Origin of the sequence: Burkholderia sp. IT-111MI5 (genome assembly GCF_949752865.1) — a bacterium.
GTDB classification, from domain to species: Bacteria; Pseudomonadota; Gammaproteobacteria; order Burkholderiales; family Burkholderiaceae; genus Burkholderia; species Burkholderia pyrrocinia_C.
In genome coordinates this window covers 479026-495044 of record NZ_CATKIF010000022.1, presented here as the reverse complement: position 1 = coordinate 495044, position 16019 = coordinate 479026, and the positions used below count along the sequence as shown (strand labels likewise).

The window sequence follows — 16019 nt, the reverse complement described above, 5'->3', positions numbered from 1 at the left end:
CCGTCAGTCCCTGCTGAGAATGTGAATCGCCAGCGCTGCTTCCTCGACGCCCTGCAATCCGCCGCCGTTTTCCTGGATCGCATGGCGCGCGCCCTGCACCTGGCGCCCGCCCGCCTCGCCGCGCAACTGCGTGACCAGCTCGTACAGCTGCCCGATGCCGGTCGCGCCGAGCGGATGGCCCTTCGATTCGAGGCCGCCCGACGTGTTGATCGGGATCCGCCCGCCGAGCGTGAATTCGCCCCGCTCGGCAGCCGGGCCGCCTTCGCCGAACGGCACGAAGCCGAGGTTCTCGGCCTGGATGATTTCGCCCATCGCAGACGCGTCGTGCACTTCGGCGACGTCCATGTCCTCCGGCCCCACGCAGGCCTGCTCGTAGGCCTGCAGCGCGGCAAGCCGGCCGATGTGCTTGTGCGGCTCGTCGATGCGCCGACGCGTGAAGCTGCGCAGCACGCTCGCGGCGATCCGGATGCAGCGGCTGCGATCGGCGCCGATGCGCTCCAGCCCTTCGTCGGTGCAGAGGATCGCGGCCGCCGCGCCGTCCGACAGCGGTGCGCACATCGGCAGCGTGATCGGGTACGTGATCGGCGCCGCCGCGAGCACCTCGTCGATCGTGAACGGCTGGCGGAACTGCGAATACGGGTTGTGCACCGAATGCCCGTGGTTCTTCGATGACACGGCGGCGATCTGCCGCTGCGTCGTGCCGTACGTGCGCATGTGATGCCGGCACAGCGCCGCGTAGATCTTCATGAAGCGGCTATACGGGCGGTCGGATTCGGAGCCGGGCGGCGACTCGATCCCTTCGCCGAGCTGCGCGAGCATCGCGAAGTTTTCGTCGATGCGCGACACGTCCCAGCCCGCCTCGAACAGCGCGAAGGATTTCGCCTTGTCCGCGACGTTCATCTTTTCCGCGCCGAGCGCGAGCGCGACGTCGCACGCGCCCGACTGAAGCTGTCGCACGGCCAGGTGCACGGCCGTACTGCCGGACGCGCATGCATTCTCGACGTTGAACACCGGAATGCCTTCGAGGCCGATCTTGCTGAACACGACCTGACCAGGAATCGACAACTGCCCCTGCAGCGGGCCGTTGGTGATGCCGGCGTAGAACGCAGCGCGAATCGCATCGGCATGGCAGCCCGCGTCGCGCAACGCACGCTGCAGCGCCTCGCGCGCCAGGTCGTCGAGGCTACGGTCGAGGTGCCGGCCGAACACGGTCATCGAAATGCCGGCGATGTAGATGTTGCTCATCGTCTGGAATCCATATTAAATGGGCTCATATCCTGCGCTGCTGGCCCTGCCAGTACTGTTCGCGCAGGTCCTTCTTCAGCACCTTGCCGGCCGTGCTGCGCGGCAGCGCGACGACGAAGTCCACGCTCTTCGGCGCCTTCACCGAGCCGAGTTTCTCCTTGCACAGCGCGACGAGCTCGTCCGCGCTCACGTGCTGGCCGGCATTGAGTTCGACGACGGCCTTCACGGCCTCGCCCCACTTGTCGTCGGGCACGCCGATCACCGCGCAGTCCTGCACCGCCGGATGTGCCCAGATCACCTGCTCGACCTCGCTCGGATAGACGTTGAAGCCGCCGCTGATGATCATGTCCTTCTTGCGGTCGGTGATGTGCAGATAGCCTTCCGTATCGAGATGACCGATGTCGCCGGTGTGCAGCCAGCCGTCGACGATCGTCTCGGCCGTCTTGTCCCGCGCGTTGTAGTACCCCTTCATCACGAGATCGCCGCGCACGCAGATCTCGCCGGTCTCGCCCTGCTTCAGCACGTCGCCGCGATCGTCGACGATCTCGACGCGCACCAGCGGATTCGGGCGGCCAACCGACGACAGCCGCTCGTCCGGTGCGAGCCGGCCGTCGACGAAGTGCTCGGCCGGCGTCAGGTACGAGATCGACGCGGGGGCTTCGGTCTGCCCGTAGCCGCCCGTCATCACCGGCCCGAATACATCGATCGCGCGCTTGAGCTTCTCGACCGACATCGGCGCCGCGCCATACAGGAAGTAGCGCAACGACGAAAAATCGACGTTGTCGATGCCCGGGATGTCGAGCAGCCGGTAGATGACGGTCGGCGGCAGGAAGAACTCGGTCACGCGGTGCTTCACGATCGCGCCGAGCAGCAGCGCGGGGTCGGGCTTCGGCAGCACGACCACCGTGCCGCCACGCGCGGTGCATGGCAGCGACAACATGCCCGCCGTGTGCGTCATCGGCGCCGCGGCGAGATTCACCGGCCGCTCGGCGCCGTACGTCATCGCAATCATGAATTGCGCGAAATACGTCTGCAGCGAGCGGTGCGTGTTCATCACGCCCTTCGGCGCACCGGTTGTGCCACCGGTGGCCGACAACGCGACGACGTCGTCCATCGCGTATTCGACGGCCGGCAGCGTCGCCGGCTGGCGCCCGCTCCAAGTGGCCAGCGACGGCGCCCACGACAAGTCGGCGTCGAGGCACACCCACAGCCGGATCTTCGGCAGGCTCGGCCGCAGCGCGTCGATCGCGGACGCGAACGCCTGGTGGAAGAACAGCACTTCGCAGTCGAACGCATCGAGCACGTACTGGTTCTCCGCAGGCGCATTGCGCCCGTTCACCGGAATGTACGCGAGCCCGGCCCGCCACATCCCGAGCGCGCAGCTCCAGCCGATCACGTCGTTGTCCGCCCACACAGCCGCCTTCGTCTCCTTCGCGAAGCCGGCGGCAAGAAGTCCGTTGGCGATGCGGCACGACAGCTCGCCGATCTCCTGGAACGTATAGCTGCGGTCGCCCTGGATATAGGCAATGCCGTCGGGATTGATGCGCCACCCGCGGTCGTAGAAATCGATAATGGCCATTTCACAGGTTCCGTTGAGTCTGTACCGGTAATGCGGCGGCCGTCACAGTTGCGTGACCGTGGCGCGCGCGAGCCCGCGCTGCTCGAGGAAGCCGAGCAGGTAGCGATGGCCGAACGCCTTCGAACCCGATGCGAAGCCGACCTTCGCGGTATCGCCGTCCAGGAGCTTGATGGCGCCCGCTGCATGCAATGCACCGGTTGCGATGTACGGCGTGATGCCATGCAACGTCGCGCGGACTGCGTTAAGGTGGCCACGACCGATCGCGAAGTCGACCGTGCGATGAAGCGACGTACGCTCGCGCGGTGGCATCGACGGCGTCGTCGAATCCACGATCTGCTTCAGCACCGCGTCCTGCTGTTCGCGCGGCAAGTGCTTGTACTCCGCATCCCATTTCTGGCCGAGCGCATGCACCATCTGCATCGCGTTGTTATCGTAGAAACCGACGGACGAGATACAGCTGCGCACACGCGCGTCATGCTCGAAGTACACCGGCAGGGACGTGCCGCCCCACGGCAGCGAGAACACCGGCTGAATGAAATCCGGGGAGACGATGCTGAACGAAGCGTGCTGTTCGTGCGGCACCAGCTGCTTTTCCCACAGATAGCAGGCTTCCTGTCGATACCCTTCGAAGATGGTTGCCGTCGAACCGACACTTACGCCGGCGCCTGCGCCCCGCGGGCCGCGCGTAAGCGTTGCGGTTTCCAGCGCATCGATGCCCGGCGTCTCGAGTGCCAGCTCCGCGGCAATTTCCGCGAACGAGTACATGTACGCAACCGAAGGGGACAGCAGCAGCCCTGCCTGCCGATACAGTTCGCCGAACTGTTCGCGGACCTGGCGGATATAGTGCTGTTCGCCCGTGGTGTCGAGGTAATGACAACCCGCCTTGAGCGCTGCTTCGACAGACACCAAACCGAAATTGAAGAACGGTCCGACCGTGTTGCATACGACCTTTGCGCCACGGAATGCGTTGACGAGCGAATCGACGCTGTGATCCGCTTCGATGATCTCGAAGTTCGCCGATTCGAGGCGCACGACGCGCTGCGCCATCATTTCCTTCGTGCGGCCCGCGTTGCGCGCGACCGCGGTGAACGGGATGTTCTGGTCGATCAGCCAGTCCATGATCAACATGCCGGTGTAACCGCTTGCGCCATAAACGACGACGGGGTGCTTAGCCATGGTTGTCTCCTGAAACGTACGTTGTTCAAAATCGATTCGGCCGAACGCCGGGTACTGCCGCTTCACATCCGGGGGGTGTTTCTTTTATAGAACACATTACCAATCTTAGGTCACTATGACAAAGTAAGCGGCAAAGAAAAAGGCAGGGTATTCCCGGTCCTGTCGCGCGGCCGGCATCATCGGGCCGCACCGTCGGCACTGCCCGGCGACAGGCCGGCCAGATAGTGCGCAACTGCGCGCGTGTCGTCGCCCGACAGTGTCGCGGCGACGCCATTCATCGCGCCGCCCGGATCGTGGCGCTGGCCCGATCGGAACGCCGCGAGCTGCGCCTCCAGGTAAAGCTGCCCCTGGCCCGCGAGACGCGGTGCCTGGTCCCTGCCCGTCAGCGCCGCGCCGTGGCATGCCCGGCAGCTTCTGGCCTCCACCAGCGCCATCCCGCGCTTGTCGAGCGCGGCGTCGGCCGGCGCCGTCTCGTTACGCGCCGACGCCTGCCGTGCGAAATAGGTCGCCAGCGCGTCGATCTTCGCGTCGTCGAGTTCGCGCGCGAGCGGCCCCATATACGCGTTGCCGCGCCGGTCGCTCGCGAACGCGCGCAGTTGTGCGGCAAGATACGTGGCCGGCTGCCCGGACAGCGACGGATACCACGCGTTCTGCGACTGGCCGTGCACGCCGTGGCAGAAGAAGCACGTCTCCTGCGGCTGCGGCCACGCGCCGCCATTGGTTTTGTCCGCGTCGCCGATCGCGGCCATCGCCTTCTGGTAACGCATGCCGTCGACGAGGTCGGGCCCGAACAGCACGCCTGCCGCCACCACACCGGCTACCGCAAGCGCGGCGCCGATCGTCAGTGTTCGTTTCATTCAGGCCTCCCTGCCGCGGCCGGCCAGTTTGCCGAGCGCCTGCAGCGCCGCGCGATGCCCGGAGCGCACCGCACCGTCCATCGCGCCTGGCCAGAGGTCGGCCGTCTCGGTGCCCGACCAGATCAGCCGGCCGACCTCCGGACGCAGGAACTTGCCCCACCTCGTCCAGAAGCCGGGCGGCAGCGGATGAATGCACTGCAGCGTCCATGGATCGACGCGGCCCCAGTCGTAGTCGTGAAACTGCGTCGGATGCAGCGCCTTGTCGCCGAGCGCGCGAGCAAAGATCGCCGACAGCGTCCGCTCGGCGCCCTTCGGGTCCGTCGGCAGCGCGCCCGGCGCGACGAATGCGGCGAGCACGCCGACCGAACCGTCCGGCGGCGAGTTGTCGTACGCCATGAAGACCGGGCCGCCGACCTCGAAGATCTGCCCGTTGTAGCCGTCGTCGCGCCAGAACGGACGCTCGTACACATGCACGGTCTTGCGCATCGGCGCGTTGGCCGGCCAGTTCCGGTGCAACTGCGCGCGGCCGTCCGGCAGCGGCGGATCGAACACGATCTGGTTGCACAGCGCCGGATTGAGCGCGACGATCACGCGCCGCGCGCGGATCGTGCCGCGATCGGTCTGCAAGTCGACCACCTCGCGATCCCATCCCGAGATCTTGCGCACCGGGCAGGACAGCTGCACCTTCGCGCCTAGTTCGTTCGCCATCCTGACGCTCAATACCTGTGAGCCGCCGACGAAGCGCGTTTCCTGCGCGCCGCCCTTGATCGATTCGAGTTTCGCGTAATCGCAGTCGGCACTGTTGATCATCGACAGGTAATGCAGCAACCCGAGCTGCGCCGGTGCACCGCCGAGCGACAGCTTGGCCGCGACGCCGAGGAAGTATCCGTCCTCGTAGGTCACGCCCTGCTTGAGCAGCCAGTCGCCGTAGGTCAGCTTGTCGAGTTCCGCCGCATGCCGTGCGGTCCAGGGCTCGCGGGACGGCACGCCGCGCGCGAGCGCGCCGAGCTTCGTGCCGATCGCGTCGTCGCCGCCCGAGCCGCCGTGAAGATCCTGCGCGACGCGCGCGTCGCCGGCCAGCACGACCGTCTTGCCCGCGTACCAGGTCGGGAACGTATCGACGCCGAGTTCGCGCGCGAGATCAGCGATCGCCGTTTGCCCGGGGCCGATCCACTGGCCGCCGGCTTCGGACACGACGCCGTGCCCGAGGTCGTGGTTGAAAGTCCGGCCGCCGACGCGATCCCGCGCCTCGACAACGACGAACGATTCGCAACCGGCACGCTTCAGGTCGCGCGCGGCGGTCAACCCGGCGAGCCCGGCGCCGATGATGACGACATCGAACACGCCGCGCTCCGCCGAAGCCGACGCCGTGCTTTCCGCGAACGACATCTCTCCGGCCGCGAGCGACGCGGCGCCCACGGCCGCGACGCGCAGTACCTGTCGCCGGGTCTGCGGGTCCGGCTTGTGCTTGCGATTCATCTTGAGTGCTCCATCCTTCCAGGCCTTTTTAGTGGATTCAACTCACGGCGCAGCCAGCACGCCGTCCTGCGAAAACAGGATCGGCTTGCCGCGCGCATCAATCAGCGTCGCGGTGAGCGTCGCGCGATCTGCGCGCTGCGCGACGTCGAACGGGCCGCCTGCGACGCGCTGCGCGAGCGTCAGCCCGTCGAGCCCGACGCCGACCAGCCCGCCGCCGGTCGCGACGAGATCGGTGATCGAGCTGCGCGTGCCGGATTTCAGCGCGGCCCACGTCGCGCCGCCGTCGTGACTTTCGAAAAGGCTGCCGAGCAACCCGCCGACCACGATTCGGCCATCGGGCATCGCGACGCCCGACCACAACGTGCCCTTGCCGCCGGTCGGCAGATAGGTCCAGTTCGCACCGCCGTCGGCCGACTTGAGCACCATCCCCTGTTCGGACACGATGTAAAGCGCCTGCGTGGCGTCGGCGAACACGTGATAGAGATTGCGGTCGGCCTTGCCGCCGCCCGGTGGCTTCGGCAGCGTCGTGCGCGCCCACGTCTTGCCGCCGTCGTGCGTCTGCAGCATCAGCGACCACAGGCCGACGGCAATGCCGTCCCGCGCGTTCGTGAACAGCACCGAGAACAGCGGTTGGTCGACCGACGTATCGAGCCGCTGCGTGACCCACGTGTCGCCGCCGTCGTCGGTCGCGAGAATCCCGCCCCACTGGCCGACGGCCCAGCCGTGCTTCGCATCCGCGAACGACACGGCCGACAGCGTCGTCGCTACCGGCACGCGTTGCGCCTGCCGCCAGGTCTTGCCGTCGTCGTCGGACAGCAGCACGATGCCGTGCTCGCCGACCGCGACGATCCGCGATCCGGCGCGCGCCGCATCCATCAGCATCCGGTGCGTCGGCGCGGCCCAGGCATGCGCGGGCTTCGCGGCCCAGGCCGCAACCGTTCCGTCCTGCGGTTGCGCGAAGGCCGCCGCGGCGGCGCAGAGCGCGGTACAGGCAACGAGCGTCTTGATCATGGAAGAACCTCCGTAGTGGTATGCGCTGGCATCAGTGGCTGAACAGCACCGACCAGCCGGCATGCGCGACGCCGAGCGCGACGACGGCGGGCTTGTCGGCACCCTGCGCGGCCGCCGACTGAGGTCCGGCGTCGCCGTCGTTTGCCGACGGGGCCATAGCCGGTTCGTCGACCGCGACGTGGCGCACACCGACGCGTTGCGCGTCGGTCGCGAACGTGCGGGCCGGCGCGGGTTGTTGCGCAACCGTTTCATGGAAGCGTGCGAAGCCTGTCGCCACGAGGCAAAGTGCGCCGCAAACAGCAAAGGTCTTGACCATGACTGGATCTCCGTCGGGACGTGCGTCTACTTCAGTGGCTGAACAGGCCTGGTGCGCGGGCCGGCTTGCGGCGCGGAAACCAGCGTTCGAGCAGCGACGCGAGCGCGGGCAGCGCGGTCATCGCCATCACCAGATTCACGATGAACATGAATGCGAGCAGCTTGCCCATGTCGGCCTGGAACTTGAGCGCCGAGAAGCTCCACGTCGCGACGCCGATCGCCAGCGTGATCGCGGTGAAGATCGTGGCCACGCCCACTTCGAGCATCGCGTGCTGCACGGCCTTCACGATGTCCTGCCCGCCCGCGAGATGCACCTGCAGCCGGTTGTAGATGTAGAACGCGTAATCGACACCGATGCCGACCGCCAGCACCATCACCGGCAACGTCGCAACCGTCAGCCCGATCTGCAACTCCTTCATGAACCAGTAGCCGATGAAGGTCGCGACCGACAGCGGCACGCAGCACGCGAGCATCGCGCGCCAGTCGCGGTAGGCGAGGAACACGAGCACCAGGATCGCCGCATACACGTAGAGCATCATCGGCAGCTCGCTCTTCTCGACTTCGTCGTTCGTCGCGGCGAGCACGCCCGCGTTGCCCGCGGCCAGCCGCACCGTGATGCCCGGGAACGGATGCGACACGCGGTATTGCTTCACGTCGTCGAGGATGCGGTTGATCGTCGTCGCCTTGTGATCGGTCAGGAACAGATGCACGGCCGTCATCCCGCAGTCGCGGCTCATGAAGCCCTTCAAGCGCGACACGTCGACCGACACCGCGCCGTAGTTCTCGGCAGCGATCGGCACAACGTTCATCTTCGGGAAATCCTCGTTGTAGCCCTGGTTGTACGCGCGCAGCATCGCCGAGTACGATTGCACCGACACGACGCCCGGCTCGGTCTTCATCGCGGCCGAAAAGTCGTCCTCGTACAGGCCGACCGCCGGGTTGTCGCACGCGTGGCCGGTCGATTCGATCGCCACCGTCAGCCAGTCGAGGCCCATGTCGTAGTTGCCGGCAATCGACGTCGCGTCGCGGTTGAATCGCGCGTCCGCACGCAGTTCCGGCGCGCCCGGCTGCAGCGTGCCGATCACGCGATCGCGGCTTTGCCACGCGGCGAGCGCGAAGATCGCCACCGTCAGCGCGACGGTGATGCCCGCGTACTTCGGCTCCGCCACGCGGGCGAGCACGCGCAGCGGCTTCGCACGCTGCTGCGCGCGCTTCAGCGAATTGTCCGCATAGGTTTTCGTGAAGTTGAAGCACGATGCCGCGACGGGCAGTAGGATCAGGTTCGTCACGATCTTGTACGCGACGCCGAGCGACGCGGTAATCGCCAGCTCGCGCACCATCGGGATCGGGATCAGCAGCAGCGTGATGAACGACACGAACGCGGTGATCAGCGCGAGCACGCCGGGGATCAAGAGGCCGCTGAAGCTGTGGCGCGCCGCATCGAACGAACTCTGCCCGTGCGCGATCTCGCGGACGATGAAGTTCACCTGCTGCACGCCATGCGACACGCCGATCGCGAACACGAGGAACGGCACGAGCACCGCGAGCGGATCGAGGCCGAAGCCGAGCAGCTTCAACGTGCCGAACTGCCACACGAGCGACGTGAGCGAGCACGCGACCAGCAGCACCGTGAAGCGCACCGAATGGCAGTACCAGTACACCGCGAGCGTGGTCAGCAGCAGCGCGACCGCGCAGAAGCCGAGCACGGCCGTCGCGCCGTCGGCGATATCGCCGATCTGCTTCGCGAAACCGATGATCTGGATCTCGTAGCCGGCATCCTCGAACGGCTTGCGGATCTTGTCTTCGAGCAGGTGATTGAACGCCACGTAGTCGAGCACCTTGCCGGCGCTGTCGCGCTCGTTCAGCTCGGCCGTGATCATCGCGCTGTCCTCGCCGTGCGACACGAGCGTGCCGACGTAGCCGCCGAGCGTCGTCGCGCGGCGCACGCGCGCCACGATGTCGGACGTCAACTGGTCGGGCGTGACCGTGCCCGGAATGATCGGCTCCGCGCGAAACCCTTCGTCGGTCACTTCGTTGACGAACGCGTTCGGCGTCCACAACGAACGAACGCCGATCCGGTCGACGTTCGGCAGGTACGTGACGGCCTGCGTGACGTCGTACAGCCGCGTCAGCCCCTGCTTCGACCAGATCGAGCCGTGCTTCGCGCGCACGACCACCGTGATCCGGTTCGCGCCGAGCAGGTCGTTCCGGTATTGCTGGAACGTGCGGATGTACTCGTGCCCGATCGGCATCTGCTTTTCGAAACCGGCATCCATGCGCAGTTGCACGGCGAACACGGCCATCGCGACGGTGAACAACGCGATCGCCGCGAGCACGATCGCGCGGTGACCGAAGAAAAGCCTTTCCAGGCGACTGACCAGACGATTGAGCACGACGTTACCCCTTCATGTATTCCGGTGGCGTACGCCACCTGCCACCTGCCACCTGCCGCTTGCCACCCGCCGCCGTCAGAAATTCCGCGTGACGAACAAGCCGACGAAATTGCGGTCCGCATAAGGCTGGCCCACCGTGTTGTGGCCGCCCCAGAACGCGGTGAAATTGATGCCGGCCTGCCAGTTCGGCGGGTTCTGGTTGAACAGCACGTAGACGTTCACCGACTTCGCGCCCTGCATGTAATTCGCGGTGAAGGTCGGCGTGTAGCCGTACAGGCCGGTGCTGAACGTCACGCCAGGCGTGACCTGCCAGCCGGGGATCAGCGAGCCGTCGTAGGTCCAGTTGAAGTCGATCGTCGCGCCCACCGAGCTCGAGGTGCCCTGGCCCATCCCGATCGGATAGCCGGCCGCCGACCCGTTGTTCAGCCACGGCAGGTAGCCGGCCTGCGGTACCTGCGTGACGGTCTGGCCGTCGATCGTGCGCGTGACGCCGCTGGATTTCAGGCCCGGGTAGTAGATCCACGTCAGTTCCCAGGTCAGCGCGGCCGAATCGGCGCCGAGCAGCTTCAGGAACGGGTATTCGCTGCGCGTCAGCGCAAGCAACCCGTTGATGTCGTACTGGAATTTCTTCTTGTCGGCCCATTGCTGGCAGTTGATGCCCGCCACGCCGTTCGTGTTCAGGTCGAGCGGGCCGCCTGCGCCGTAGCAGCTCGACAGCGCGACCGCGTCGCGCGGCCGGTACGACAGCTCGGTGCCGATCGCCCACGGGCCGAGCCCGAAGTTCGCGCTGACGCCGAACAGTTGCCGCCGGCCGAGATATGACCATTGCACGGTCCCGTTCGCGAGCGACGCGAGCACCGGCGACTTGTCCGTGTAGTTCAGGTAGTAGAACGCGAAGTTCGCGTCGAACGAGCGCGGCGAGTAGTTGAACTTCACGCCGAACTGCGGCCGGTATTTCGCCGGCAGGTTCGTCGTGCTCGGCAGGCCGATGTCGTTGAACGGCGGCCCTGCGTACGTGCCGTTCACGAGCCCGTTCTTGATCGCGTTGAGCGTGTCCTGGTTGCCGGCGGCGCCCGGCCCGCCGATCGCGTTGGCGATCGTGCCCGCGCTCGGGCCGGTCACGTTCAGGTTGTTCGTGTTGATCGTGAACGGCTCGGCACCGCGGCCGAAGCCGTTCGTCACCGACCAGTACGAACCGACCGGCGGGTAGCGATTGCCGTTCCACTGGAACTGGTAATACGCCTCGGTGCTGAACCCGTGCGACAGGTCGGCAGCGAAGCTCGCCATCGGCGCCGGCAGCAGCGCCTGCTTGAGCTGCGAGCCCGGAATCAGCAGCTTCTGCACGTCGATCGAGTTGGTTGCGTTGATGCCGCTCTGCGCGAACATGCTCTCGCCCCAGTTGATCACCTGGTTGCCGAGCCGCACGTGCGCGTTGCGCCCGCCGATCGTGAAATCCTTCTGCGCCCACAGGTCGAGCAGTTGCGCGTTGTACACCACCTGCGCGGCCGCGGTGCTCGACAACGGCGTGCGGTTCGTGTTCTTGGCCATGAAGTCGTACATGCCCGTGCCGCGCACCATGAACTTCAGCCCTTCGCTCGGCATCTTCAGCAGCAGCTCGCTGGTCGCGCTGATGTAGGTGCTGAACGGCTGGCCCTTGCGGTAGTTCAGGTCACCGTTGTCCGCGTAGCCCCACTGGTTGGTGTTCGCGCCCGCGCCGCAGCCGAAGGCGTTCGGGTCGCCGGTGAGCGAGCAACTCGGGTTTTTGGTGCGAATACCGGCGCCGGCCGTCAGGTTCGACACCCACGAGCCCTGCAGTGCCCCGCCTCCCATCGTGAAATCGTACGCATAGGCGCTCGACGTCGCAGCCCCCGCCATTGCAATCGATACCGTAGCATTCCTTACTAATCTTGCCGATTCCATAATCCACCTCCGCCCCTGTTCGATGCCGGCGCACGATCGTTGCGCGCGCCGGTCCTTGTATCCGTCAGCCGGTGACCGTCACCGTTCGCTGACCGAGCGCAGCGATTCCGCCGTATAGAAATCCGACTTGAAGCGCGGATCGTCGGCCTGACCGAACCAGCGAATGTCCTTGCCCTGGCCGATCGACGACGCATCGAACACATAGCGACCGTTGATCATGTCGTACTGCGCGAGCGGTTCGTTGTCGCAGGTGCCGCCGAGCTCCCATACCGGAATCGGGTAGCTTTCCCGCACCTTCCACAACTTGCCCTGCGCGTCGTAGTCCTCGCCGACGAGCGCGAGCCAACTGTCTTCGTCGAGATAGAACACCTTCTTCGACGCGACGTGCCGCGCGCTCGGCTTCAGCGTCGCTTCGACGACCCACACGCGATGCGTCTCGTAGCGACGGTTCGCGGCAGCGAGGCCGTCAGGCGTCGCGACGTCGTGCAGCTTGTTCTTGAACCGGTACATGCCGAACGCGTTGTACGGGACGAGCATTTCCTTCTTGCCGACCAGCTTCCAGTTGAACCGGTCGAGCGAGCCGTTGATCATGTTGGCCTCGTCGATCAGGTACTGGTTCTCGAAGCCGATCAACGGCGCGTCGTGCGTATAGGCCGGCATGCGTCGCACGCGGCGCTGGCCCGGGAAGTAGTAGTAGGTTTCCGAGTCCTTGTTGAAGTACTGCCGCTGGACGAAGGCCTGCCCGGCGAGCGCGGCGGGCGAATTCATCTGGAAGTAGACGGCGGCGCTCAACTGGTCGACGTCCTGCGGCGACGCCTTGCCGAGCTTGGCCGACGGGAAGTAGAACGTCTGCGGACCGACCGCGTCGATCCATTCGCTGCTGCCGGGGCGCGGCGAAATGCTCGTGGCGACCTGCGCCCATTCGACGCCTTCGCCGCGATAGCGCATCTCGTAGTTCAGGATCGCTTCGATGCCGCTCTTCGGTTGCGGGAACGGCACTCCCGGCAACGCGGCCGATGCGAGGTTTTCACCGGTCGAATCCAGCTTCGCGGCCGTGAGGTTCGCCTTCGAATTCTGCTCGGCGGCATCCGGCAACTGGCATTCGCGGTGGGACGGGTAGACGTCCATCCGGTAGCCCTTCTTCTGCTTGATCAGCGCAACCTGGCCGGGCGACAGCTTGTCCGCATACTTGTCGACGTTCGCCGCGTCGATCGAGTAGAGCGGCTTTTCGTTGCGATGCTTCCAGAAATCGCCGCGCACCTTGCCCCACTCCCAGCCCGCATCGGGCGATTGCTTGCCGGCGTAGGCCGGCACCGCGCCGTCCTTGCTTGCCGTTCGATCGGCGCCGGCCGGTGTCAGGTCGTCCGCCGCGACGGCCGTGCCGATCGCGAGACATGCAGCGGCCGCGATCGCGGACACGGCCCAGAAACTATGCTTCTTCATCACGGTTCTCCTTCCCACTCCGCCTTCGTTCGCCCGTCGTGGGCGAAACGCGTTCACTCCGACCGCTTTCGTCGACCGACGATTGCGTCGCTCCTTGATCGCGGCCGGCCGGGGGTCCGGCCGGCCGACTGCCGATTGCATTGCCTTCTTCGATTCGCTCGTGCCTTTCCTTCAGGACTGCGATTCATATGGAACGCGAACCCGTCCTGAAATTCGTCGCTGCCGCCCGTCAGTCCTTGCCGGAACCGGCCACCGCTACCGCGCGGACCTCCACGCACAGGCCCGGCAGCGCCAGCTGCGTCACGCCGACCGCGGTCCAGGACGGATAGCGGTTCGGGAAATACTCGTCCTTGACTGCCGCAAAGCCCTCGGTCTCGCGCTGCAGATCCGTATGAAATGTCGTCAATTCGACGACGTCGGCGAGGCTCGCGCCTGCCTCCTCGAGGATCATCTTCAGGCACTCGAACGCGATCCGCGCCTGCGCCTGCACGCCGTCCGCCGGCTGCATCTGCGCGTCGAGGCCGACCTGACCCGAGACCCAGATCGTGTCGCCGACACGCGTCGCCGGCGAGAAGTGGTACGCGTCGTACCACGGCTGGAAGGCGGGCGGAACGATCGATTGCCGCTTGGGGGTAGCTGCCATGATGAAAATCTCCTGGCTCAGACGAGTTGACGGAAACACGGTGCCCGGAACGGATCGCCTGCCTTCAACGCGGCGAGTTCCTCGACGAACAGCACGCCGGCGGGCGTGAAGCCCGAGCGGCTTTCATCGGGCAGCGGGCTGAACACCGCGTCGTCGCCGAAGAAGCGCAGCACCAGCGTGTGGCGATCGGGGAAATCCGCATCGACCGCGCCACCGCCGTGCAGCACGCCCGGATGGAGCAGCAGCACGTCGCCCGGCTTCGTTTCCCACGAGACGATGTCGTACGCGCCCGGCGCCGCGCGGCGTTCGGCTTCGATGTTCGGCAGGCGCGGCCACACGTCGCCGCCATGGAGCGGGTCGGTCGGGTCGTCGGCATTCTGGAACGTGGTGCCGTCGTGGCGCACGCCGTGATGCGAACCGCGTACGATCTCCAGCGCATTGCGCTTCGGCACGGCCTCGAAGCTGATCCATGCGTTGCCGAAGTGCATCCCCTGCCATGGCAGGTACGACGTGTCCTGGTGCCACGGCGAGCGCGCGCTCTTGCCGCCGCCCTTCATGAACAGCTCCTCCGCGAAGTACCACACGTGCTTCGAGCCCCACAGGTCGGCGAACAACTGCCCGAACGGCAGCGTGCCGACGAGTTCGTCGAGCCGTGCCTTCGCATACGGGTTCGCGTTGTCGTTGTGCGACTTGTACTCGGTGCCGTCGAGCAGCGTCGTCGCCATCGGGCCCGGGTTCTCCATCCCCCAGTCGAACACCGCGCGGCATTGCGCCAGTTGTTCGTCGTTGAGCACGCCTTCGACGAGAACCGCACCATCCTCGAAGAAAGCCCTGCGTTTGGCTGCATCCATCGTAGATCTCCTGATTCGTCCAACGATAGCCGGCGATCAACCTCGATTGCCGACCTTTTCAGTAGAACATGGTGACAATGTTAGGTCATCATGACAAAAATAAAATAAAGAAATAGACGGGGTATTCCCTGTTTTGTCTGCATGATTGAACGAGCATCGCGACGGGCTGCCGGCCCGTCATGACAATCGGCTTTCGGCCTTCATACAAGCTTGCGACGAAGCGCGGCCGGCACTTCGTCGCGACTTCGTCCGCGCGCGCGGCCGCATGCCTCTTCTCCGCGAAGATCGCACGCGGCGCCACTGCGCCCGAGTCAGGCGGGTCGCTTCCGTCGGCACGCTCCGCCACCGCCTCGGCCAGCCCATTCCGATTCGTGAATCCCAACCAGTTTTTCAGTACAGCTACTCATTTCGGATACGACAAGACGCCCGCACCGTCACGGCTTCGCCCCTGCTCCGGCTCCAGCGCGCAATACGCGTAATAGATCACGACCGTGAAGTACGACCACGTGAGCAACGCGAGTACGTAGAAGTTGAACACGACATTGGTCTCGTCGCCCGGTATCTTGTAGAAGTCGTAGATGCACGCGATCGCCAGCGACGCGGCGAGCGCGACGAGCGTCGTCAGCGCATGAAACGCGTGCCCGGCGCGCAGCAGCCGCATCACGAAGCCGGCGAGATAGATCGCGAGCAACGTCCACATCGTCACGTAGAAATACGGCAGCGGGCCTTTCAGGAAATCGGCCGTTACCAGCGCGATCGTTCCGACGGTCGCGAGCACGAACAGCAGCACGTCCTGCCACACCGACGGCCGGTAGCCGTGCGTGACGGTCATCAGGCCCGCGACGGCGATGACCGGCATCCCGAACCCCCGCGAGAATGCATCGAGAAAGTGCGAAATGGCGTACGACACCGGGGATTCCGTCGCGAAAAAGATCAGCGCATTGGTCGCGGAGATCGTGACGATCCACCATTCGAAGCCGAGCAGGAAGTTGCGCTTGCGGACGAACTTGAAGCCGTACACGCCAGTCGTCGTCGCAAGCGTCGCGCTGGCAAGACAAAGAGCAAGTGATCTGTGATCCATGGTGAGAACTCCCGAGGTCGATTGCT

14 protein-coding genes are annotated in these 16019 nt (G+C 65.8%); all 14 read right to left on the bottom strand.

Features of this window, described 5'->3' with window-relative positions; translation table 11 throughout:
- Positions 1-3: 3 nt before the first annotated feature.
- The gene (locus tag ACM6JT_RS20645) at positions 4-1245 is read right to left on the bottom strand and encodes a thiolase family protein (RefSeq protein WP_131948189.1); all 1242 of its coding nucleotides are present in this window, start codon (positions 1243-1245) and stop codon (positions 4-6) included.
- Positions 1246-1270: 25 nt separating this feature from the next.
- Complete coding sequence (locus ACM6JT_RS20640) at positions 1271-2824, bottom strand: AMP-binding protein (RefSeq protein WP_217588470.1); 1554 nt, start codon at positions 2822-2824, stop codon at positions 1271-1273.
- Positions 2825-2866: 42 nt separating this feature from the next.
- Entirely contained in the window at positions 2867-4000 is a 1134-nt protein-coding gene (locus tag ACM6JT_RS20635; protein WP_131948191.1) for a saccharopine dehydrogenase family protein, read from the bottom strand.
- 176 nt (positions 4001-4176) lie between these two features.
- Positions 4177-4857, bottom strand: a complete 681-nt coding sequence (locus ACM6JT_RS20630) for a c-type cytochrome (protein ID WP_414857156.1) — start codon at positions 4855-4857, stop codon at positions 4177-4179.
- Positions 4858-6336: a flavin monoamine oxidase family protein gene (locus ACM6JT_RS20625; protein WP_217588465.1), complete on the bottom strand. Its 1479-nt coding sequence runs from the start codon at positions 6334-6336 to the stop codon at positions 4858-4860.
- Between the two features lie 42 nt (positions 6337-6378).
- A complete protein-coding gene (locus ACM6JT_RS20620; RefSeq protein WP_414857155.1) occupies positions 6379-7347 on the bottom strand; it encodes a WD40/YVTN/BNR-like repeat-containing protein in 969 nt (322 codons plus the stop codon).
- 31 nt (positions 7348-7378) lie between these two features.
- Positions 7379-7663: a hypothetical protein gene (locus tag ACM6JT_RS20615; RefSeq protein WP_131948195.1), complete on the bottom strand. Its 285-nt coding sequence runs from the start codon at positions 7661-7663 to the stop codon at positions 7379-7381.
- Positions 7664-7694: 31 nt separating this feature from the next.
- Positions 7695-10055 carry an efflux RND transporter permease subunit gene (locus ACM6JT_RS20610; protein ID WP_414857154.1) on the bottom strand — a complete coding sequence of 787 codons (2361 nt, stop codon included), beginning with the start codon at positions 10053-10055 and terminating at the stop codon, positions 7695-7697.
- Between the two features lie 75 nt (positions 10056-10130).
- Entirely contained in the window at positions 10131-11975 is a 1845-nt protein-coding gene (locus tag ACM6JT_RS20605; protein ID WP_258284825.1) for a DUF1302 domain-containing protein, read from the bottom strand.
- Positions 11976-12053: 78 nt separating this feature from the next.
- Positions 12054-13418, bottom strand: coding sequence for a DUF1329 domain-containing protein (locus tag ACM6JT_RS20600; RefSeq protein ID WP_217588446.1), 1365 nt, complete (start codon positions 13416-13418; stop codon positions 12054-12056).
- 229 nt (positions 13419-13647) lie between these two features.
- Entirely contained in the window at positions 13648-14061 is a 414-nt protein-coding gene (locus tag ACM6JT_RS20595; RefSeq protein WP_047901979.1) for a RidA family protein, read from the bottom strand.
- Between the two features lie 17 nt (positions 14062-14078).
- A complete protein-coding gene (locus ACM6JT_RS20590; RefSeq protein ID WP_131948199.1) occupies positions 14079-14912 on the bottom strand; it encodes a phytanoyl-CoA dioxygenase family protein in 834 nt (277 codons plus the stop codon).
- Between the two features lie 88 nt (positions 14913-15000).
- Positions 15001-15294, bottom strand: a complete 294-nt coding sequence (locus tag ACM6JT_RS20585; protein WP_414857153.1) for a hypothetical protein — start codon at positions 15292-15294, stop codon at positions 15001-15003.
- A 21-nt stretch (positions 15295-15315) separates the two neighbouring features.
- Positions 15316-15993 carry a hypothetical protein gene (locus tag ACM6JT_RS20580; RefSeq protein ID WP_131948201.1) on the bottom strand — a complete coding sequence of 226 codons (678 nt, stop codon included), beginning with the start codon at positions 15991-15993 and terminating at the stop codon, positions 15316-15318.
- Positions 15994-16019 lie beyond the last annotated feature (26 nt).